This is a genomic window from Acidobacteriota bacterium (assembly GCA_020349885.1).
Classification (GTDB): domain Bacteria; phylum Acidobacteriota.
The window spans coordinates 1,839,659-1,861,275 of sequence record CP070701.1 but is presented as its reverse complement, the minus strand read 5'-3'; the positions used below and the strand labels follow the sequence as shown (position 1 = coordinate 1,861,275).

Genomic DNA, 21,617 nt, shown 5'->3' with positions numbered 1-21,617 from the left:
CCAAACGTAAACGAATCGGAGGTAGCTTATGAAGTACGTCGTGCTCGGCGGCGCGGGAGCGATGGGAAGCATCGTCGTCAAAGACCTGGCCGAGACCTGCCCGCTCTCTGACGAAGTCATCATTGCAGACTACGATCGCGCCAAAGCGAAGGCGCTCGCGAATTCGTACCGGACCCGGCGCGTCAAGGCCGTGGGCGTTGACGTGACGAACAAGGCGTCAACCGTCAAGGCCCTGCGAGGCGCCGCTGTCGTCATCAACAGCGTCACTCACCACTACAACCTCGGCGTCATGGAGGCGGCGCTTGCGGCCCGCGTCCACTACGTCGACTTGGGAGGGCTCTTCCACTACACGCGCAAGCAGCTCAAGCTCAACAAGCGGTTCAAGGACAAAGGGCTCACGGCCGTCTTGTGCATGGGAGCCGCTCCCGGGATCACCAACATCCTTGCCCGCGACGCCGCGGACCGTCTCGACAGGGTGCGTGAAATCCACATTCGCTCAGGCTCTGAGGACCATACGCGCTACGACTTCGAACAGGTTCTGCCGATCTCCTACTCCTTCAGGACGATCATGGAAGAGTTCTCTTACAAGACGCCCATCTTTACCAAGGGCAAGTTCAAGTTTATTGAACCCATGTCCGGCCTGAAGCCCCACCGCTTCCCGAAACCCGTCGGCGTGCAAAGCCCCATGTTCACCATCCACTCGGAGACTGCAACGCTTCCTCTTTCCTTCAAACACAAGGGCGTGAAAGAGGTAAGCTTCAAGATCGCGTTCGACCAGGAGTTTCTCGACCGGGTGCGGTTTTTGCGCGACTTGGGCCTCGGCTCCGAAACTCCCATCCAGGCCGGCGGCGTTGCGGTTCCACCGATCGACGTGACGGACCGTGTGATCATGTCCCAGCCTTCGCCCAAGGCCATCAGCAAGCCCAAGGAGTATGACGTCGAGCGGGCCATCGTAAAAGGCACGGAGCGAGGGAAGAAAGTGACCTGGGTCATGGATTGCCACGCGACCGGCATGCCGTCCTGGGGTATCGGCGTGGATATTTCTACCGGCTCGCCTCCCGCCATCGCCGCACAGATGATTGCGAACGGAGAGATTACGGTGAAGGGCGTCTTTCCTCCGGAACGTGCCGTGCCCCCGAAGCCTTTTTACAAGCACCTCAAGAAGCGAAGGATGCGGGTCGTGGCGAGCAAGAAAAAAGGCTGGGATTTTTCGGTCTGAAGCATCTTTGAAGAAGCCGTTGTTTTTCCCCTCCCTTCGGCTTTGCTCAAGCAGGTGCTGGGCGGCCGGGGGAAGCGCTGGGAAAATGGCTGGAGTCTCTCGCGGCAGCGGTACGGTGCGTGTTTCAAGCGGCGAAGGATGCGTGTTTGTCTGTTTTGTCCGCGGCAAAATCATGCATAGGATGAACAACAGCCTATGAAGTACGTGGTGCTCGGCGGCGCAGGCGCCATCGGCAGCGTCATCGTCAAGGACATGGCGGAGACCTGCCCGCCCGCGGACAAAATCGTCATTGCGGATTACGATTACGCCAAGGCAAAAGCGCTGGCCGCTTCGCTCCGCTCGCCGCGCGTCAGGGCCGCCCCCGTCAATGTCCGGGACAAAGCATCAACCACCAGGGCCCTGCGGGGCGCCTTCGCCGTCATCAACAGCGTCCCTTACGAATTCAATCTTTCTGTCATGGACGCGGCGCTTGCGGCACGGGCGCACTACATTGACCTGGGCGGGTTGTTTCACGTGGCGCGCAAGCAGCTTAAGCTCAACCGCCGCTTCAAGGCCGCCGGGCGCACGGCGCTCCTATGCATGGGGAATGCTCCCGGGATCACCAATCTTCTTGCCCGCGACGCAGCGGACCGTCTCGATAAGGTGCGCGAAATCCACGTGCGCGTAGGCCTCGTCGACCAAACGCGCTATCGGTTTAAACCTCCCCTTAAGTCAGCCTACTCCATGAAAACCATCATGGAAGAATTCGCCTACGAGCCCGCTGTCTTTACCAGAGGCAAGTTCAAGTTCATAGAGCCCATGTCCGGCTATGAGCCGTATCGCTTCCCCGCTCCCGTCGGCCTGTGCCGTCCCATGTACACCATCCACTCGGAAGTCGCAACGCTCCCTCTTTCCTTTAAGCGAAAAGGCGTGAGAGAAGTGAGCTTCAAAATTGCGTTCAATCCCGAGTTCATCGACCGGGTGCGGTTCCTACGCGATGTGGGCATGGGCTCACACGTTCCCATCCAGGCGGGAGGCGTAAAGGTTCGACCGATTGACGTGCTGGACCACGTGGTCATGTCCCAGCCGGCTCCTCGGCCCATCGGCAAGCGCAAGCAACATAAAATCACGCGCGTCATCGTGAAAGGCACGGAAGACGGAAAAAGGGTAACGTGGCTCATGGACAGTCACACGTCCGGAAAGCCTGCCTGGGGAATCGGCCTGGAAATCAGCGTCGGCTCGCCCCTCTCCATTGCCGCGCAAATGCTCGCAAACGGCGAGATCTCGGCAAAAGGCGTGGTGGTTCCAGAGCTCGCGGTGCCTCCGGATATTTTCTTCAAGTATTTGAGGAAACGGGGGGTGCGGTTTACGGCAACGCGGAAGCGGGGCTGGGCTTTTCCTACGTAGTATAGGAGCGTTCTATTCTTGTAGTGCGGCTTCGCGCCGGCCGATCCTGACGCCTACTTTGCTTGGGCGGTGCTTGTGAGAGGACCCGAGAGAATCAGCGCCACGCTTACAAGCGCCAAGGCGATGCCGAGCCATTGCAGGGGCGTCGGCCGCTCTCCCAAAACCACATAACCAAGCACAAGAGACACGCCGCAATAGAGCGCCGTAAGCGGCACCACGACGACAGCTTGTCCTTTGTGAAGCGCTAGGGTAAAAAACAAAAGGCCCAGCATCATCGCCATTCCCGAAAACCAACCGTAAATGTTCCATGGGGAGCGCCACGGTGAGATGCTTTCGATGCGAGTCGAAAGAAGCACTAAAACAGAACCGGCAACCAGATACACAATCACTTGGGCCAGAAAAACGGAAAACGGAAGCATTTTCTTATGGAAGGCAAGCTTCCCAAAGATGCCCGCAACGCCCCATACGAGGATGGACAAGGTCGTAAAAAGGAGCATAAGATGCGCATTTTTCATACGCTAAGGCTTCCTATTCGATATGGGGTTACTGCCATGAAAACACTGAATGACCGCGTCATCGAGAAAGAGGATAGCATAGCCGCTACGGCGGCGTGCAAGTTGGGCTTATTTTCTTGGCCTGTCGGGGACGATGTGCGGCTTTCCCTTTCTCACGTCTTTTTCGCGAGGCCAATGACGCAACCAAGGACGGGATTGCCTCCGCGAAAATCGAGCTCAAGCGAGCGGAACTCGGGCATTGGGTTGTCGGCGACTATGTGAAAGCGCCCGTCCTGCTCGATAAGACGCTTGATGGTAACGTAGTCGTCGAGCCGCGCCGCCACAATTTTCCCCCGCAGCGCGTAAGGATTGCGCTGCGCGGTATCAACCACGACGACGGCCACAGCCACGGACCTCGCCGGCACGCAGTCGGAATGGAACTTCGTGACGGTGCATAACCACGGCTCCGTCCGGGTCCGGATCACTCCCATCTCGAACGACGACGACGGCTCGGCCATGACGAACTACACGACGGGCAAGATCGAGATTCCCGCCGGCGGCGCCGTCGAGATCGCGAACGAGCCCGTGCAGCAGATCAAGCACGCGACCGAGAGCGGCACGGCCGACCTGGTCATCGAGCGCGGCAAGCGCATCCTGTAGGAGGCCAACTATGGAAAGAGCAATCGCTTTTCTGAGGTTTAGCGTTGGGATGGTTGTCTTCGCTGGGGGCATCGTGATCGGCATCGCCGTATCCACTCTAGGCGAGACGCGCCTTATTCCGCCCATCGGCACGACTCAGCCCGTGGCCGATGCCCGCTACGTGAACGAGTCGGGCGACACCATGACCGGGGCGCTAACTATGCCCGCTGGCGCGGCGGGAACGCCGGCTCTCGTAGGCCCCGATGCCGATAGCGGCATGTTCTTTTTGTCGAACGGAAAGCATATCGTTTGGGGAGTGGACGGCGTGGAAGTCTGCAGGATTACGGCGAACGATGTTCGATTTCCTGCGGGCAGTTCTACCGAGCCGTCAATCGTGGTGTCCGATGCCGACACGGGCTTCGCTTACAGCTCGAAGGGGCAGGCGTTGATGGCCATCGTAGACGGCCAAATAAGAGCGCAGTTCGACTCTACCGGCATAGTTTGTGACACTGGCCTTGTGATGGGTTCGCCGATTACGCGCGATGTTGATGCGGGCCTCACGGCCTCCACTACGCAGACGCAGGGCCAGGGCACCTTGACGTCGGAGGTCAACGAGGTGGCAACGTGCGCGAACAACAACGACACGGTGACTTTGCCCACCGCCGCCGCAGGGCTGAAGATACTGGTCATCAACAACGGCGCGAAGACCCTCCAGATATTTCCCGCGTCCGGCGACAACCTCGGCGCCGGCGTGGACACGTCCACCACGCTATCTTCGGATAGCAACGTAACGTACCAGGCGTACGACGCGACGAATTGGGAGGTAATGTAATTTGAATCTTCTTGGCAAGCCCCGGTAGGGCCAGAGAAACCCCAAGGGCGCCAGACCAGAAAGGGTGGTGTTGACGAACCACAGCCGGAAACCTCAAGTGCTTCGCTTCAGATTCGCCCCGATTCGGTGGCCGCCGGCCAAATTCTACAGTAGATTATTTATTACAATTTTTCGGGGTCGAATATTGCGCGCGGCGACAGGCAATTACAAGAAGCTGTGGGTGGTTTGGCTCCCCGGCGTCCCGGCGTTTGAATTTTCGCTCTCAGACGATTTCTAAAATTCGACGCCAAGGCCAAACGTAGCTTCAACACCGGTGAGGTCGCGCCTGTGATCGTCGAATTCCATCGCACGAGAAAAATAGCGAAAACGTGCGTCGAAACGAAGATAAGCTGTTTCCCATGGAAGGGTGAACGTCTTGAGGGCGGCGCCGCCATGGAGAGCGGGATGGTCGTCTTTTTGCTGCGTGCCGGAAAGTTCTATCCTTGATTGTACCCAGCTTGGGCCGGCGAAAAGCACGACGATAAATCGAGAGTCGGGATTAAAATGGTGAAGGATACTCAAGTCAGCGATCAAAAAACGCGCATCGGTTTGTGTTGTCGTGAGCCCGACGGTAACCTCAAGCTGGGTTGTCGAAGCATACGCGAAGCCGAACTCCACGGCCCATCGATCGGTATAGCTCGAACCTGCCCGAAGGCCAAACCCGATGAAATTTTGCCCAGGAAAAGAGGTAATGCTTCCTCCCTGGGGGCCTTTCACCGAACTTGTACGAAGGTAGCCGCCGAAGAGTTCAAAGCGGTCAGTGTTCTGGCCTCCCATCTGAGCCTTGGTGGGAACAGCCAGAACGAGTGCCAAGAGCATCGTTGCGCCGAAAGAACCAGATCTTAGATTCATGGATGTGCATTATATCGCCGCAGGTGGAGATTGTGCAAACGGGGCATAGAAAAAAGGCGAACCGCTCGCTGGCCCCTGACCCATTTCTATAAAAGCGGCAAGAACGGCAGATTAGGCAAATCCGGCAAAGTGCGTGACAAATCGCCGGGGCGGCAATATATTTCGAGGGATGAATTCGAAAACGAGAAGAGACGTTTCTATGAGAAATAAAGTGCGCACCGGCGATTCCAAGGGCGATGAGAGAAAACCCGAGCCGCAGGTGCCGGTCCCAATGCCGGCCCCGCTCGTTCGCCGCGTTACCACAGAAGCCCAGCGGGAGGCGAGCCGCCGCAATGGAAAGAAATCTCGCGGTCCCCGCACAGCGGAAGGCAAGGCCGTTTCGTCGGCGAACGCCGTCAAGCACGGTGTCCTTTCCAAGCGCCCCGTCCTGCCCCGAAGAGTCGAGGGCATGCTCGCCCGCGAGGGGGTAATAGGCCATTTTCTTGCGCAGGAGACCTCGGACGAGTTTCAAGCGCTTCTGGAGCACCTCGCCGATTCCCTGCAGCCCCGCGATTCGTTCAACCGGCTCCTCGTGGAAAAAATGGCGCTTACGGTCTGGCGGCTCCGCCGCCTGCAGCGCTACGAGCGCGCCGAGGTCGAACGCGAACTCCGCTGCTACGAGGTCGGCCTCCGCGAGGCGCTTCCCTCGGAGGGCGCCGGGCGGGAAAGGAAGCCTCCGCCCATTGTCGAGTCGCGCGCCGCACTGCGGCTCATGCCCGACAAGGAAACGCTCGACAAGATCACGCGCTACGAGGCGATGCTCGAGCGGGAGTTCAACCGCTGCTACGGCCTTCTGGAGCGGCGACGGGAACTTCGGGAGCGCGACGACGTGCCGCCGGTGTTCCTGTCGCTCCGCCTGTAGAGAAGGAGAGGCGCCGGTGCGAAATTGCGAAACGAACCCGAAACCCGTCCCGACGAAACGGAATCTATCTGGGCGTGCCCGGAGGAAGGCGGCCTTCTACGCCGAGGCGCAGCGCCTCTTCGTCGAGGAAGGGCTCTCGACGAAGGAGATTGCGGAAAAAATTCCCGTCGGGCGCACCACGGCCGCACGCTGGTGCGCGGAAGGCGGATGGCTTCAATTGCGCAAGGAGTTCGTGCAAAGCACCGCCGGCGCCGCCGCAGAAGCGAAAATGGTCTTGCAGAACATCATCACAGAGCTTGGCGGCGGTCGGGCGAATGGCGAGACGGTCTCCCCAAAGGAATTGGATCAGATGGCAAAAGTGGCGGCGACGGTGCAAAAGCTTGAAGCAATTACCACACCACGCCGCGCCTTCGTCATGTTTGCATCGAAGTTCGCGCTTTGGTGCCAAGAGCACTATGCTCAAGACGAGGATTTCATCGCGCGGTTAATCGACGCCATTCAGGGCTACGGAAATGTGATCTTGGAAGCCGATGACCGTGCGTGATTTTGCTGTTGTTGAGTATAAACAGCATCTCGAAACTGTCCGGCGGACGCTTGAACATCTTAGCCCGCTTCCAAGAAAGGGTAGATCTGCATGCATCGCGCGCGCCCGGACCGACGCGCTCCATTTCAAACGCATATATCTGCCGCACTATTTCGACTGCGAGTTTGCACCGTTTCACCGGAAGCTCCAGGGCGAGATCGAGCGCGAGAGCCGCGCCCTGCTTTTGGTCGCGGGTTCGCGCGATCACGGCAAGAGCTCCTTCGTCACCATCGGCGACACGGTGCGGCGCGTCGTGCTCGGGAAAACGCGCTTAGCCGTCATCGGGTCCGGCACGCTCGACCGGGCGTTGCAGTTTTTGCGCGCCGTGCGGATGGAGCTCGAATCGAATCCGCGAATTCGGCAGGACTTTGGAGACCACGTTGGGAAAGCTAATTGGGGAGACAAGGAGTTCAACACATACCGCGGTGTGCGTGTTCTCGCGCTCGGCCGCAAGGGACAATGGCGCGGACTTCTCCACGTGCGCCGCCCCGATTGGGTCGTGATTGACGACCTCGAGCGCCGAGACAACGTCGGCAATAAGCGCATTGTGGATGAGCGCATCCGCTGGCTCCAGTCCGACGTCTACGGCGCCTATCGCGGCAAGTGCGTCGTCCTGGGGAATCTCTTTTCCAGGCGCTGCGCGTTGGCACGACTCTTCGATAACAGCGACGAGGAATACGTCTTTGATAAATTCCGCTTCGATGCGCTTGATGCGTGCGGAGCCCCCACGTGGCCCGAGCGCTTCACACGCGAGGAGCTTGACGAGAAGCGTCGCGTGATGGGGAGCGCGCTCTTCGAGGCGGAGTTCATGAATCGCCCCGCCGACGAGGATGCACTCGTGAAGGAGGAATGGATCAAATGGGTCGCGCCCGACGAGGTGCCTTCGCTTCAGGCGCTGCGCGTCTTCGGTTTCCTCGATCCTTCGGTGACGGCGCGCGAAGCCTCGGACTTCAAAGCGTTCGTGACGGTGGGGTTCGCGCCGGACGCAACGCGCTATGTGCTTGACAGCTGGATTCGGCGTGCTTCACCTGAAGCAGCGATGGATGCCGTGTATGAGGGTTTTAAAAAATTTCGTCACGAGCGGATTGGAATGGAGCAAAACATGCTTCACGATTTTCTGCGTGAGAGCGTCCGGGCTGCGGAGCTAAGATGGGGTTTTGCCGTACCGTGGCAGAGCGTCGTGCACCGTGAGGCGAAAGAGATTCGCGTCTCGCGCATTGTGCCGAGCCTGGAGCGCGGGGAATGGCGGTTCGTCAAGGAGGTCGGCAACAATGCGCTTTTGGCGGAGCAGCTTCTGTTTTACGGCGCGCCTGGAACACACGACGACGGTCCTGACGCGCTTGCCGGCTGCGAGGAGATGCGCGCCCGCGTCAACCGCTATCGGATTGAATGGACGAAGTGGTGAGGTGTCTGTCGTCTTATTGGCGCCTGCCGCCGAAAGGCTTCCGGTCCTTGCCGCCGCCTTCCTTTCGCGGCCGGGCTTCGTTCACGGTAAGATTGCGGCCCAAAACGGTCTTTCCGTTTAACCCGGCGATGGCGGCTTTCGCCTGTTCGTCACTGGGCATCTCGACGAAACCAAACCCACGTGAGCGACCCGAGAATTTATCCCGGATAATACTCACCGAAGCGACTTCGCCATGCGCTTCGAACTCTTGACGAAGCGCATCTTCCGTCAGGTCGAAGGACAGGTTTCCGACGTAAATGTTCATTCGTTCGTTCCTCTTTTTCTTTCGTTGTTAACAGCGAAGGGCTTTTGGGCCCTTCTTTTCACTCCCGGTCTCCCTGGATTTCCGGCGTTTCCGGAAAAACCGCGGTTAAACGACATCCACAGCCCCGCATCTTCCCCGACACATGCACCGGGGCCAATTTGGAGCCGTTACCGTTCCAACTCCGCGCTGTTCCAGTGGAAATCCGGGAAAGCGAACACTACGTCCTACCCGCGCCTCGTCGGAACATCCCGTCGGAGGGGTCGGTCCATCGCCTGCCTCGGGGCAGGAGACTTCACCATAGCACTTAAAATATGCGATTGTCAAGGATAGGTATGTGCACCATTTAAAATATGTAACCCCAAGAGATCTTCCACGAAAAGGATATCAAGCCATAAACCGACCAGAAGGTGTCATGGCGGAAAAAAGCAGTAATCCCTTACGCCTTCTGCCACACCTGCGGATATTCTCGCAAGCACGTCATCCGCCGTTGCTGTGAAAAAAGGCCCTGGGCCGTAACCCAAGACCTTTTGGGGATTTAGAGAATATCTGGAAAACAGCATGCTGACAAAGATTTATCAAGGTTTTTTTGAGTAAAAATCAGGACCGTAGGTGCCGCGCCTCTATAAGCCCCGTCATTTGGATAACGTTTTCAGGCTGTTTCGTGCTATGATTCTCCGCGGGAATACATTCTTACTTATGGTTTTAAGCGCACAAGCCGTTTCGCCACCGTAGGAATTTTTGGACGTACACTTTATGTTTCAAGAAGTCGTCATCGTCGAGGGAGCGCGAACCGCGATGGTGGACTACATGGGCGATTTTTCCGACGTGTCCGCTATCGAGCTGGGAGCCATAGCCGCAAAGGAAGCAGTTCGGCGTTCTGGATTCTCGCCCGAGGAGTTTGACCACGTCTTTATGGGAAACGCTCTTCAAACCTCGGCCGACGCCCTCTACTGCGCGCGGCACGTGGGCCTCAAAGCAGGGCTTCCCGTGGGGATGCCGGCGCTTACGGTGAACCGTCTTTGCGGCTCGGGCATCGAGAGCATTGCACAGGCGGCGAAGGCGATTCTTCTGGGTGAAGGCAAGGTCATCCTTGCAGGCGGAGCGGAAAACATGACCCAGGCACCACACGTCATCCGCGGGCTTCGCCGCGGGCTTTCGTTTGGTGAAGGGCACATGGAGGATTCGCTCTGGACCGCGCTGCGGGACACATACTGCGGCTGCATGATGGCCGAGACGGCCGAGAGCTTGGCGCGCGAGCAAAAGATTTCGCGCCGCGAGCAGGACGAGTTTGCCCTGCAAAGTCAGAAGCGCGCGAAGGCCGCTGAGGAGGCAGGAAAGTTCCGAGAGGAAATCGTTCCCGTTGAGGTTCAGGTGCGCAAGGAGAAAAAGCTTGTGAGCCATGACACGCATTTGCGCCCCGAGATGACGCTCGAGGCGCTTCAAGGCTTGCCTCCGTATTTTTCGGAAGACGGATTCGTCACGGTCGGGAACGCCTTTGGAATCGTGGACGGCGGAGCGGCCGTCGTCGCCACCACAGTGGACGAGATGAAGGCAAAGGGGGCAAAACCCCTGGGACGCATCGTCTCGTGGGCCTCGGCGGGTGTCGAGCCGCGCGTGATGGGCTTGGGGCCCATTCCCTCCGTGCGGAAGGCGCTTGAGCGCGCGAGCTTGAGACTCTCCGACATCAAGCTTTTTGAAATCAACGAAGCCTTTGCCGCGCAGTACATTGCCGTCGAGCGCGAGCTCGGCCTTGATCGCTCGCGAGTGAACGTAAACGGTGGCGCCATTGCGCTGGGGCATCCGCTCGGCATGACAGGGACGCGGCTCGTCTATACGCTTTTGAAAGAACTTCGTCGCCGCGGGGGAGGTTTCGGCGTTGCCGCGGCCTGCATCGGCGGCGGCCAAGGAATTGCAATGGTGGTGGAAACCTAAAGGACCGGTTCATAACGTAAATTGCGTCCCCTAGCCCGTAATCGATAGAATCTCGCCTATGCGAGATTCTTTCCAGGCGAAAAAAAGCGCAACTTCCCCTCTGACGCCGCTTACCGAGGGAAGCATTCCGCGGAGCGTTCTCACGCTTGCGATTCCCACGATGAGCGGCCTTTTGTGCAAAGCGGCCTTTAACATCGTGGACATATTCTGGGTGGGACGGCTCGGGGGCGAGGCCATCGCGGCGGTGAGCGTCGCGGGTTTCATCTTTTGGACGCTCCTTTCGCTTGGGGAGCTGGCCGACATGGGGGTCATGTCCCTTGTGGCGCGGCGCGTGGGAGAGCGCGACTGGCCGCGCGCTTCCTATCAGGCATGGCAGGGTGTCGGATTTTCGCTTGTCACATCGCTGATCGTCGCGGCGGCGTTCCTTTCCGCGCGAGGCGCAATTTTCCGATTCATGAAGACACCGCCTGAGGTCATGGCGCTCGGCCTTTCCTATCTGACAATCATTTTGTACGGGTTGCCGGCGCTGTTTTTGTTTTTCGTGCTCGGGGCCATCTTCAAGGGCTCGGGCGACGCGAAGACGCCCATGTGCATTCTTATTTTCTCGCTCGCTCTCAACGCGGCGCTCGACCCCGTGCTCATATTTGGCTGGCTTGGACTTCCGGCCCTGGGCGTTGGAGGAGCGGCGCTTGCATCCGTCCTCGCACACGGCATCGGGTGCCTCATCGCGTTCTCGCGTCTTCCCGTGTTCATGCGTGAACGCATGGCGCGCCGCATCCTTGCGGGGCTTGTTCCCGACTTGGGACTCTACAAGCGGATTATTCAAATCGGCGCTCCGCTTTCCGCGGCGGGCGTTTTCTTCTGCCTTGTCTACGTGTTCCTTACGCGCATCACGGCGCATTTCGGTGTCGCTCCCATGGCGGCGCTTGGGGTGGTGCACAAGCTCGAGTCGACCACCTACTTCACGCACGTGGCTTTCGCCGAGGCGTCCGCGGCGCTCGTGGGGCAGGGCCTTGGCGCCCGCAAGCCCGGACGCGCCGAGGCCTGCGCGTGGCAAAGCGTGCGCTATGCGGTCTATATATCCACCTTCGTTGGATCGATCTTCTTTGTGTTTCCCGAGTTCCTCATGCGCGTCTTCACTGACGATCCCGACATCATCCGGGCCGGTGTCACCTACCTGCGCATAGTGGCGTTCGCGCAGGTATTTGAGGGGGTCGACATCGTCCTCGAAGGGGCGTTCGTCGGGGCGGGCAACACGATCCCCCCCATGCTTATCAGCATTCCCATAAATTTTGCGAGATTCCCCATAGCCTACTTCCTGTCGTTTTATGTTTTCCACTCGGCGACCGGCGTCTGGTGCGCCGTCGCCTCGAGCATGGTCCTGGGCGGAATCCTGATGCCGTTCTGGTTCTGTCGCGGAAAGTGGAAGGAGCGCAAGGTCTAAAACGCTTGGTGTCTCGGCGGCCTCATTTTCGCTTTCAGCTTTAACCGCAGCCGGGCGCCGCGGCCGCCGGAAGGCATGCATCGCCTTCGCGGTTCTGCTACGATGCTCCATGAGCCTGCACACGCGAAACTTCTCGATCATCGCGCACATTGACCATGGGAAGAGCACGCTCGCGGACCGGATCCTCGAGCTCACGCAGGCGCTTCCCGCGCGCGAGATGAAGGCGCAGGTGCTCGACGCCATGGACCTCGAGCGCGAGCGCGGCATCACCATCAAGGCGCACGCCGTGACGGTCGGGCACCGCGCCCGCGACGGCGAGACGTACAAGCTGAACATCATCGACACGCCCGGCCATGTGGATTTCTCCTACGAGGTCTCGCGCGCCCTCAAGGCCTGCGAGGGGGTGCTTCTTCTGGTGGACGCCTCGCAGGGCGTCGAGGCGCAGACGCTCGCCAATTTCTATCTCGCCCGCGAGAACCGGCTTTCCATCATTCCCGTCATCAACAAGATTGACCTCTCGCTCGCGGACGTGGATCACACGAAGGAGCAAATCGAGCAGGTGCTCGGCGTGGACGCTTCGGAAGCCATCCTCGTGAGCGCCAAGGAAGGAACGAACGTCGGCGACGTTTTGGAAGCCATCGTGAGGCGGATTCCGGCGCCTCGCGGAAGACCGCAAGCGCCGCTTAAGGCGCTGGTTTTCGACTCGTGGTTCAACGCCTTTCGGGGCGTCGTGGCGCTCGTGCGCGTTGTGAACGGGGAACTGCGCGTGGGGAGCGAGATCGTTCTCATGTCGAACGGGCGGCGCTTCCGCGTGGAGGAATTGGGAATTTTCACGCCCAAGCCGCGCGTCGAGGAGCGTCTCGGCCCGGGCGACGTGGGCTACATGATGGCGGGCGTCAAGGACGTGGCCGACATGCGCGTGGGCGACACCATCACGGAGCTCCGGAATCAGAATGCGCGGCCTTTGCAGGGTTTCCGCGAGCCGAAGCCCATGGTTTTTGCGGGCTTCTATCCCATAAGGACGAAGGACCACGGGGCGCTCCACGACGCGCTCCACAAGCTGCGGCTGAACGACTCGGCCTTCACGTTCGCGCCCGACAAAAGCGACGCCCTCGGGCTCGGCTTCCGCTGCGGGTTCCTGGGCTTGCTTCACATGGAGATTGTTCAGGAGCGGCTCGAGCGGGAATTCGACCTCGACCTCATCACGACCGCGCCGAACGTCTCCTACCGCGTCACGCTGACCAATAAGGAGGTTGTCGAGGTGAACGTTCCGAGCCAGATGCCCGAGCGCGGGCGCATCGAACGCATCGAGGAGCCCATCCTGGAGGCCGCCGTCTTTACGCCTGCGGAGCACGTGGGGCCGATTCTCGACCTCTTGGAGAAACGCCGCGGCGTGCAGAAGCGCTTCGAGTACATTGCCTCCGACCGCGTCCACATCGTCTACGACATCCCCCTGAGCGAGGTCGTCATGGACTTTTACGACAAGCTGAAGTCCGCGTCGCGCGGCTACGCCTCGCTCGATTACCGCGTCGTGGACATGCGCGCGGCCAAGCTCGTGAAGCTCGACATCCTCGTGAACGACATCCCCGTGGACGCGCTCTCGATGGTCGTGCCGCGCGAGCGGGCCTACGAGAAGGGCAAGGCGCTCGTCAAGAAGCTCAAGTCCTATCTGCCCCGGCAATTGTTCGAGGTGCCCCTTCAGGCCGCGATCGGGCGCGACGTCATCGCGCGCGAGACCGTCAAGGCGATGCGCAAGAACGTCATAGCGAAGTGCTACGGCGGCGACGTGACGCGCAAGCGCAAGCTGCTCGAAAAACAGAGGGAGGGAAAGAAGCGAATGAAGACCGTCGGGAGCGTGCAGATTCCGCAGGAGGCGTTCCTGGCGATTCTGGAGGTGTAGTTTCTCCGGAAACACACGGCGGCCCTTCCGCGGGCCGTTCCACGGCGGAAATTTGCCCAAGCCTTCGGGTTCTCGGGTTGTCGAAAATTTTTTCCCTTTGTTCATACGCACTTCCCGGGTTCGTTTCGTAAAAGGGCGCCGCCGCGGCCCCTGCCTTCCCTCGTGTTTCTTCCTCGGTTTCGGCGGAAAATCCATAATTTTCGGTGGCACATGCCTTCAGCCCGTGCACCTCCACGGACTAAAACTTGCCTGGCGGCAGCCAAGGTCTGTGCCACCAATTTAATAAGGAGAAGGTGCTGTGCAAATTGCTTCATCCCCTGTAATGTGGTGCCGCCCCGGCGATTCGTCAACGATTTTGCCGGATTTGCCTGATTTGCCGTTTTTGCCGGATTTGCCGGACTTGCCGGTTTTTCCCCCTTTGCTAAAGGGGGAATAAGGGGGATTACTTTGATGCTTCTTCTTAATTCTTTGTAATCCCCCCAACCCCCTTTACAAAAGGGGGGGCCGACCATCGGATTTGCCGGATTTTACCCCGATGCGTGCGTCGGGGCGGCTGTGCCGCCCTTCAAACCACTACGAGAAAGATTGACCAGTCCCTAACAACTGGCCTTTGATCCCTGGCCCCCGACTACGCCCTACGTCACCGTGGCCGTGCCCGCGAACCAGCCCGTGGAGAGCTCCGTGCCGTCGGCGTCCTTGAGCTCCCGCGTGCCCGCCACAAAATCGAAAGCGGACGGCCCGCCCTCCGCCGTCGGCGTGAACGTAAGCGTCATAACCACGTTCGCTCCCGCACCCAGGGCGACGCCGACGCCCGGCTCCTTGCGCGTCAGGCCCACGACGAGCTTGTCCGACACCGTCGCGCTGTCCAGGGTAAACGTTGTGCAGTCCCCGCCGTTGCAGTTGTCGGCGTCGAAAACCGCGCCTTCGCTCGCCGACTGGTACTCCAGAATCGCCGGGTCGTACTGAAGGCGGAAGGCGATGTTGTAGACGTTCGCAAGCGGCCCGTAGACCACGACGTCGAGCACAAGCGTGCCGCCCTCGCTGTTGAGTTCGAGAACGACGTTTCCCGGAGCCGTGTTGCCGGGCCCGGTGTAGGTCGCGGTGTAACTCGGCCCCGAGCCGCCGCCTCCTCCCCCGCCGCCGCAGGCTACGGCCAAAAGGACGGCGCCCAAAACGACAAGGCGAAAGAATCTGTTCATGGCGCTTCTTTCCTAAGCCTCCCTCGTCACGTGCAGCCCGAGCCGAAGTCCGCGACCAGGGCGTCGAGGTCGGCGCCGTCCACGGCGCCGCTTGCGTCAAGGTCCGCGTCGGCGTTGTAGTACGGGTCGCCGCAGAACTCGCCGAACGCCCGGCCTATGAAGCCGAGGTCCATGCCGTCCACGCAGCCGTCGCAGTTGACGTCGGTCGGGTAGATGGAGCCGGCAGGGGTGCAGCCTGAGGGAGCGCTTGGAATCGCTGGGCAGGGGTCGCAGTCATCAGGAATGCCGTCGCCGTCCCCGTCCAGCGTGTCATCAAAACCGGGACACGCGTCGCAAGCGTCGGGCACGCCGTCGCCGTCCGTATCCTCATAGAAGAGGCGCGCCATGACGCGCTGGGATTGAAAGTTCGGGTCGTCGTAGAAACGGTAGTAGGCCACGAGATATTTTCCGCAGGCCGAATAGGCGACGGCGGGATGAACATCGCCATAGGTGGTTTGCTGGATGAGGATGCCCGCTGCATCGAGCACCGTCCCATCTAAGGAAGCCACGCGCGCCCCGTATAAATCGTAGCCCGCGCCGCCTCGGTTGTCATACCACGCGATGAAATAGTCCGCCCCGTTCGAAGCTATGGAGGGGGACCGCTGGTCGTTGGCCGCCGTGGAGACGGCGATGCCCGAAGTATCGAGCACCGTCCCGTCCGAGGCCACGCGCGTTCCGTAGATGTCGTAATTGAACCTGACGTTCCGCCAGTCCTCCCATGCGACGAAATAGTCCGCCCCGTTTGAGGCTGCTGAGGGGGTAAACTGGTTGTCCGCCGCCGTGGAGACGGCAATGCCCGCAGGGTCGAGCACCGTCCCATCCGAGGCCACGCGCGCCCCGTAGATGTCCAACTCCGTGCCGCTACGCCAGTCCTCCCACGCGACGAAATAGTCCGTCCCGTTTGAAGCCACGGAGGGAAACCGCTGGTTGTCTGCCGCCGTGGAGACAGCGATGCCCGCAGGGTCGAGCACCGCCCCATCCAACGAGGCCACGCGTGCCCCGTAGATGTTGGAGCCGCTTTCCCACGCCACGAAATAATCCGCCCCGTTCGAAGCCACGGAGGGATACTCCTGCCAGTCCGCCGCCGTGGAGACGGCGATGCCTCCCGTGTCAGGCGGGCCATCAAGGAGCAAGCCATCCGACGCCCGCACGCGCGTTCCGTAGATGTCCAACTCCGCGCCGCTTCGCCAGTCCTGCCACGCGACGAAATAGTCCGTCCCGTTCGAGGCTACCGAGGGGCGCTGCTGCCAGATTGCCGCCGTGGAGACGGCGATGCCCGTGGGGTCGAGCACCGTTCCATCCGGGGCCACGCGCGCCCCGTAGATGTCCCGATTTGCGCTGCCGTTCCGCCAGTCCTCCCATGCCACGAAATAGTCCGTCCCGTTTGAAGCCGCGGAGGGGTTCCACTGGGTGCTTGCCGCCGTGGCGACGGCGATGTCCGTGGGCGTGGGGTCGAGCACCGTTCCCGCCGAGCTTACGCGCGCCCCGTAGATGTCGTAGCCTGTCGGGAACATCCAGTTCCGCCAGTCAAACCACGCGACGAAATAGTCCGTCCCGTTCGAAGCCACAGAGGGAAGCTGCTGGAGGTCGGCCACCGTGGAGATGACGATGCCGGCGGGGTCGAGCACCGTCCCATCCGAGGCCACGCGTGCCCCGTAGATGTTCCAGCCATCCCACACGACGAAATAGTCCGTCCCGTTTGAAGCTACGGAGAGGCCCCACACGCCGCTTTCCGCTGTTGTGGAGACTGCGATGCCTCCCGTGTCAGGCGGGCCATCAAGGAGCAAGCCATCGGACGCCCGCACCCGCGCCCCGTAGACGTTTGCGCTACCGTTCCGCCGGTCCTGCCACGCGACGAAATAGTCCGTCCCGTTCGAAGCCACGGAGGGCCAATTCTGGTCACCCACCGCCGTGGAGACGGCGATGTCCGTGGGCGTGGGGTCGAGCACCGTTCCCGCCGAGCTTACGCGCGCCCCGTAGATGTCGTAGTCCGTCCCGCTCCGCCAGTCCCGCCACGCGACAAAATAGTCCGTCCCGTTCGAAGCTGCCGAGGGGGCAAACTGGTCGTCCGCCGCCGTGGAAACAGCGATGCCCGTGGGGTCGAGCACCATCCCATCCGAGGCCACGCGCGCCCCGTAGATGTCCCAACTCGCGCCGCCCCCCCACGCGACGAAATAGTCCGTCCCGTGTGAAGCCACGGAGGGATACCACTGGTGGTTCGCCGCTGTGGAAACGGCGATGCCCGTGGGATCGAGCACCGTCCCATCCGAGGCCACGCGCGTCCCGTAGATGTCCCGGTCTGTCCCGTTTCGGCGGTCCTGCCACGCTATGAAATAGTCCGTCCCGTTTGAAGCCTCGGAGGGTGACCGCTGGTCGTCCGCCGCCGTGGAGACGGCGATGCCCGTGGGGTCAAGCACCGTCCCATCCGGGGCTACGCGCGTTCCGTAGATGTCGTAGCTCGTGCCGCGGCCATCCCCCCACACGACGAAATAGTCCGTCCCGTTCGAAGCCACGGAGGGGCTCCACTGGTTGCCTGGCGCCAGATCAATCGCCGGACTCGGATCCGGATTCACCGGAAACTCCGGCCCCACTGTCGGGTCGATAAGGATGGGATATTGGGCGGAGGCGAGAAATTCACTCGACACCTCGAACAGGACTTCCTGACTGGTTGCGAGCGTAGGCCGAGCTCGCTCCCGCCGCCCCGCCGCGTCAACCACGGTTACGTTGGATAAGGTCACTTGGCCTTCTTCCCGCCAGGCCGGAAACACCAGCCCTTCATCATGCTCCCGCGGCTCGCCCACAGCCCGGATCGCAAGACGCACGCGCAACGCCGAAGCCTCGGGGCCGAGCGGCTCGTCGATCGTCCAGTAAAGCTCTACCCCTCCCTCCCCGCGGTTTCTCACGTAAGGCGTAACGCCGTCGCGCGTTTCTCCCCGAAGCAGGCCGGGCGCGTGCTCCTCCAGGAAATTTTTTCCGAACACCGTCTGCGTATGGCCTCCCCGCTCGAAGCTTACAGAAAGAATTTCGAAATCAGGTTTTTCCTTACCTCCTTGCGCGAAATACCTCAGCCCGTCCTCCCCGACCTCCGATCGGAATCGCGGCGTCTCATGCGAGAAGGTATTCCCTTTGGAAACAAACGGACGCTCACCCCTTGCTTCGGCATGGAAACCCTGCTTGGGAGGCTCTTCGGGAAGGCCGCGGTTTTTCCGGACGGTGCGGACGACTTCGTTCAGGTCGAAGGAGAGAGAAGAAATCTCGACTTCCCCTTCGGCCTTCGGCGGGCCTTTCCCTGGGGACGCAGGCGCTTCACCTCCCCATACTGCCACCGGCATAAAGCCAGCCCCCACTGCCGCAACCGAAAGGATGAGCCACCGCTTTCGTGTCATGGCCGTCTCCTACATGTATTATATGCCGTTTCACCAGAATTTCAAGTAATTTGGCCGGAATTGCCGCTTTTGCCGGAGTTGCCGGTTTTTTGTAGAGCGGGGTCGGGGCTTGCCCCGATGCGTACGTCGGGAAGTGGTATCATGGGCGGATGAGCTCGGGCAAGTCCGCTAAACGTAAGCGCAAGCAGGCAGCCGCCGCCCGGAAGCAGGCCCCGACGCGCGCGCCGTGGCGAGTTTCGTGGCAATTGGGTATTCTTCTCGCGTGCGGCTTGGCGCTGAGCCTGTGGTTCTTGGCCGAGGCGGGCAGGACGGTGCGGTTCACTTCCTACAGGACCCAGTTTAGCGGCGACAGCCTCGTCTACAGCCGCCTCGCAACCAATCTCGCGCGGGGGAACGGCTATTCCGCGGCCCAGAAGCCGCCCTATTTTCCCCATGGCTACCGCGTGCCGACCTATCCCCTGTTTCTGGGAGGAGCGTACAAGATTGCCGGAACGCGGGGCGGCTTTCGCGCCGCCGTGATGGTGCAGGCGTTCCTGCACTTTGCCGCGTGCTTGGGCGTGGGATGGCTCGCCTATCGGCTGACGAGGAGCGCGACATGGGGCGCGGCGGCCGGCGTAGCGGCCCTGGCGCTGCTTTCCTGGCGATTCTACGCGGACCTGAGTATTGACGCGCTGGCCATGCCGCTCGCGGTGGCCGTAAGCGTCGTTTGGCTGCAAAGCTTGAAGTCGCCGCCATGGGGCGTTCATCTGGGATTGGGGATCTTGACGATCCTGCTCGTTTACACGCGTCCGGACTTTTTGCTTTTGGTCGCGGGCATCGGCGGCCTCTACGCGTGGCGGCGCCAATGGAAGTTCCTTGGAGGCTTTCTCGGGGGGTGCGCCCTGGTTGTTGTGCCCTGGGTGGTGTGGAACACAACGGCCTTCGACCGCCCCGTGCTTCTTGCGCCGTACGGCAAGGGACTGGCGCTCTGGACGGGGACGTGGACGGTGAGGGGCGAATACTATCGTTATGAAATGAACGAGACGGGGGAGTGGAGAACGGTGAGCTGGCCGGACGAAGTCTTTGAGCTGGATGAGTCGCCTCGCGAGGCCCGCGACGCGCTGCAGTCCTACCGTTATGAATATTACGGAAGCGGCGTCGTCGGCGCGCCCGCGCCCGACGCGGTTCTCTGGCAGATGGGCATAGCGCGTGTTCGGAAGAGTCCGCTCGCCTGGCTCTGGCACCGCATGCAGCAGACGACGTTTCTTTTTTATCAAGAGTGGCTTTTCTACCCGGGGCTGTATGCCCGCTTGCCCTCCCCCGCCCCCTGGTGGACGAGTGGGGCGAACGTTGCGATCTCGGGGCTTCTGCTCTTTCTTGCCTGCGCGGGCGCCGTGCACGGCGCGTCCAGGCCAGAGGTCTGGACCGTGCTTTTTCCCGTCGCGGGAAAAATCCTCACCAATGCCCCCTTTCACACCGAATGGCGCTACTTCTTTTCGGCGTACCCGCTCGTGCTGGTGCTGGCGGCGCTGGGGGCCGCGGCGCTGGTGGAACGGGTAGCGGCCAAGCGGGAAAAAGACACGAAAGAAGCCGCCGGGTAAAGCCCTGCCCCCTGTCGGAAGGAAGGCTCATTTTCCCTCGGCGGCCCTCCTGAGCGCCTCCGCCTTGAGCATCGATTCGCGCCACTCGTCCTCCGCCTCCGAGTCGGCCACGATGCCGCCGCCCGTGTGGTAGTATCCTTTCCCGTTTTTCGCGACCAGGGTGCGGATGACGACGCTCCACTGGGCATGCCCCCGGAAATCCATCCAGCCGAGCGCGCCCGCGTAGACGCCGCGCTTTACGGGCTCGATTTCCTCGATGAGCGAGACGGCGCGGATCTTGGGGGCGCCCGTCATCGAGCCCGGCGGGAAGAGCGCCTCGAGCGCGTCCCAGGCGTCGCGGCCTGGCGCGAGCGTTCCCTCGACGCTCGAGATCATCTGGTGTAGCGTCCGGTACGTGTCCACGTGGAAGAGCCGGGAGACCTTGACGGAGCCCGGCCTGCACACGCGCCCCAGGTCGTTCCGCACCAGGTCCGTGATCATCAGGTTCTCGGCGCGGTTCTTCTCCGAGGCTCCGAGCGCCCGCCGCAGGCGCGCGTCGGAAGCGCGGGTTCTTCCGCGCGGGGCCGTGCCTTTCATCGGCTCCGACAGGGCGCGCCGCCCCGCGACGCGGAGAAACCGCTCCGGCGAGGTGGAGGCGACGTGCGTCTCCCCGCAGGCGAGGTACGTCCCGTAGGGCGTGGGGTTTTCCCGGCGCATCGCGAGGTAGAGCGCGAGGGGATGCGCCGGAAGCCGGAACGAGAGGCGGTGCGTGAGGTTGATCTGGTACACGTCGCCGCGCGCGATGTGGCGCTTGATGCGCCCGACGGCGGCTAAGTACGCGCGTTTGGACGTGGCGGAGCGCATCGTCAAATCGAGCTTCTTCCTTGAAAGAGACGGCGGCCCGGCCGAAGGCGCCGCGCCCGGCTCCCCGACCGGGTGCACGCGGCCCGTGCGGTGGTCCCACAGGTGGAAATCGCGCACGAACAGAAGCCGGCAGTCGTCGAGGGCGAGATCGCGCCGCGCGACATGGGGAAAATTTTCCAGAAAATCCTTGAGGTCGTAGCCCATGTAGCCCACGACGCCCCCCGCGAACGGAATCTTTCCCGAACGCTTCGCCGGGCGGTGGCGTCTGGCTTCGGCGCGGAAAATTTCACGGAGGGCCCCCCACGGGTTGCCGCGTCCCTTTTTGCGGCGGGCGCCGTCCAGGCGGAAGAATTCCCACTCGGCCCGCCGCGACGACGCGGAGCCGCGGCGGGCGCGGAAGACGGCGTAGGGGACGCCCACCGCCGAAAAGCGCCCTTCGCCTCCCCGGCGAAGGCTCGGGTCGAGCCAGAAGGCGTATTCGTTTTCCCGGAGAAGAGCTGCGAGGACGCGTGCCGGTGGGATAGCCATAGCTTGCTTTCGCCTCTATGATAACCCGTAGCGCCGGACTTTACACATCGCGCCCCGGTATTTAAATTCAGCGCCCCCTCCGGCCCTGCCGCTCTTCTGGGAGTCAGGCCTA

Annotated in this window: 18 protein-coding genes; 11 read left to right on the top strand and 7 right to left on the bottom strand. The window is 61.4% G+C overall.

From position 1 onward, the window contains the following. Window positions 1–28 precede the first annotated feature (28 nt). Both JSV08_07975 and JSV08_07970 read left to right on the top strand, forming a co-directional pair. The gene (locus JSV08_07975) at window positions 29–1,219 is read left to right on the top strand and encodes a saccharopine dehydrogenase NADP-binding domain-containing protein (protein UCF80438.1); all 1,191 of its coding nucleotides are present in this window, start codon (window positions 29–31) and stop codon (window positions 1,217–1,219) included. A 195-nt stretch (window positions 1,220–1,414) separates the two neighbouring features. Further along, window positions 1,415–2,605 (top strand): saccharopine dehydrogenase NADP-binding domain-containing protein, encoded by a 1,191-nt coding sequence (locus tag JSV08_07970; GenBank protein UCF80437.1) that lies wholly within the window; start codon window positions 1,415–1,417, stop codon window positions 2,603–2,605. A gap of 53 nt (window positions 2,606–2,658) precedes the next feature. On the opposite strand, the gene JSV08_07965 is transcribed toward JSV08_07970, so the two are convergent. Beyond that, a complete protein-coding gene (locus JSV08_07965) occupies window positions 2,659–3,084 on the bottom strand; it encodes an EamA family transporter (protein ID UCF80436.1) in 426 nt (141 codons plus the stop codon). A gap of 188 nt (window positions 3,085–3,272) precedes the next feature. After that, the gene (locus tag JSV08_07960) at window positions 3,273–3,524 is read right to left on the bottom strand and encodes a S24 family peptidase (protein UCF80435.1); all 252 of its coding nucleotides are present in this window, start codon (window positions 3,522–3,524) and stop codon (window positions 3,273–3,275) included. 19 nt (window positions 3,525–3,543) lie between these two features. On the opposite strand from JSV08_07960, the gene JSV08_07955 reads away from it, so the two are divergent. Together JSV08_07955 and JSV08_07950 are read left to right on the top strand one after the other, a co-directional pair. Beyond that, window positions 3,544–3,759 carry a hypothetical protein gene (locus JSV08_07955; GenBank protein UCF80434.1) on the top strand — a complete coding sequence of 72 codons (216 nt, stop codon included), beginning with the start codon at window positions 3,544–3,546 and terminating at the stop codon, window positions 3,757–3,759. Between the two features lie 10 nt (window positions 3,760–3,769). Further along, complete coding sequence (locus tag JSV08_07950; GenBank protein UCF80433.1) at window positions 3,770–4,570, top strand: hypothetical protein; 801 nt, start codon at window positions 3,770–3,772, stop codon at window positions 4,568–4,570. 273 nt (window positions 4,571–4,843) lie between these two features. Here JSV08_07950 and JSV08_07945 read toward each other — a convergent pair whose 3' ends face one another. After that, a complete protein-coding gene (locus JSV08_07945) occupies window positions 4,844–5,461 on the bottom strand; it encodes an outer membrane beta-barrel protein (protein ID UCF80432.1) in 618 nt (205 codons plus the stop codon). Window positions 5,462–5,660: 199 nt separating this feature from the next. Between JSV08_07945 and JSV08_07940 the strand changes: the two genes are divergently transcribed. The 3 genes from JSV08_07940 to JSV08_07930 are packed head-to-tail and all read left to right on the top strand — an operon-like array spanning window position 5,661 to window position 8,350. Further along, complete coding sequence (locus JSV08_07940) at window positions 5,661–6,362, top strand: hypothetical protein (protein ID UCF80431.1); 702 nt, start codon at window positions 5,661–5,663, stop codon at window positions 6,360–6,362. A gap of 16 nt (window positions 6,363–6,378) precedes the next feature. Further along, a complete protein-coding gene (locus JSV08_07935) occupies window positions 6,379–6,906 on the top strand; it encodes a hypothetical protein (GenBank protein UCF80430.1) in 528 nt (175 codons plus the stop codon). Further along, entirely contained in the window at window positions 6,893–8,350 is a 1,458-nt protein-coding gene (locus JSV08_07930) for a hypothetical protein (GenBank protein ID UCF80429.1), read from the top strand. The genes JSV08_07935 and JSV08_07930 overlap by 14 nt, the downstream gene beginning before the upstream one ends. Before the next feature lie 13 nt (window positions 8,351–8,363). Here the strand turns inward: JSV08_07930 and JSV08_07925 are convergent, their stop codons facing one another. Next, on the bottom strand, window positions 8,364–8,654 hold the full coding sequence (locus JSV08_07925; protein UCF80428.1) for an RNA-binding protein: 291 nt from the start codon (window positions 8,652–8,654) through the stop codon (window positions 8,364–8,366). Window positions 8,655–9,407: 753 nt separating this feature from the next. On the opposite strand from JSV08_07925, the gene JSV08_07920 reads away from it, so the two are divergent. The 3 genes from JSV08_07920 (at window position 9,408) to lepA (ending at window position 13,930) form a co-directional block, all read left to right on the top strand. Continuing rightward, window positions 9,408–10,586 (top strand): acetyl-CoA C-acetyltransferase, encoded by a 1,179-nt coding sequence (locus JSV08_07920; GenBank protein ID UCF80427.1) that lies wholly within the window; start codon window positions 9,408–9,410, stop codon window positions 10,584–10,586. A gap of 58 nt (window positions 10,587–10,644) precedes the next feature. Next, window positions 10,645–12,030 carry an MATE family efflux transporter gene (locus tag JSV08_07915; GenBank protein UCF80426.1) on the top strand — a complete coding sequence of 462 codons (1,386 nt, stop codon included), beginning with the start codon at window positions 10,645–10,647 and terminating at the stop codon, window positions 12,028–12,030. A 109-nt stretch (window positions 12,031–12,139) separates the two neighbouring features. Beyond that, window positions 12,140–13,930, top strand: a complete 1,791-nt coding sequence (gene lepA, locus JSV08_07910) for an elongation factor 4 (GenBank protein ID UCF80425.1) — start codon at window positions 12,140–12,142, stop codon at window positions 13,928–13,930. A 635-nt stretch (window positions 13,931–14,565) separates the two neighbouring features. On the opposite strand, the gene JSV08_07905 is transcribed toward lepA, so the two are convergent. Continuing rightward, a complete protein-coding gene (locus JSV08_07905; protein ID UCF80424.1) occupies window positions 14,566–15,129 on the bottom strand; it encodes a hypothetical protein in 564 nt (187 codons plus the stop codon). Between the two features lie 26 nt (window positions 15,130–15,155). After that, a complete protein-coding gene (locus tag JSV08_07900) occupies window positions 15,156–18,554 on the bottom strand; it encodes a hypothetical protein (protein ID UCF81886.1) in 3,399 nt (1,132 codons plus the stop codon). A 149-nt stretch (window positions 18,555–18,703) separates the two neighbouring features. Between JSV08_07900 and JSV08_07895 the strand changes: the two genes are divergently transcribed. Next, window positions 18,704–20,134 carry a hypothetical protein gene (locus JSV08_07895; GenBank protein ID UCF80423.1) on the top strand — a complete coding sequence of 477 codons (1,431 nt, stop codon included), beginning with the start codon at window positions 18,704–18,706 and terminating at the stop codon, window positions 20,132–20,134. Between the two features lie 27 nt (window positions 20,135–20,161). Here JSV08_07895 and pabB read toward each other — a convergent pair whose 3' ends face one another. Then, window positions 20,162–21,505 carry an aminodeoxychorismate synthase component I gene (gene pabB / locus JSV08_07890; GenBank protein UCF80422.1) on the bottom strand — a complete coding sequence of 448 codons (1,344 nt, stop codon included), beginning with the start codon at window positions 21,503–21,505 and terminating at the stop codon, window positions 20,162–20,164. Window positions 21,506–21,617: the final 112 nt, after the last annotated feature.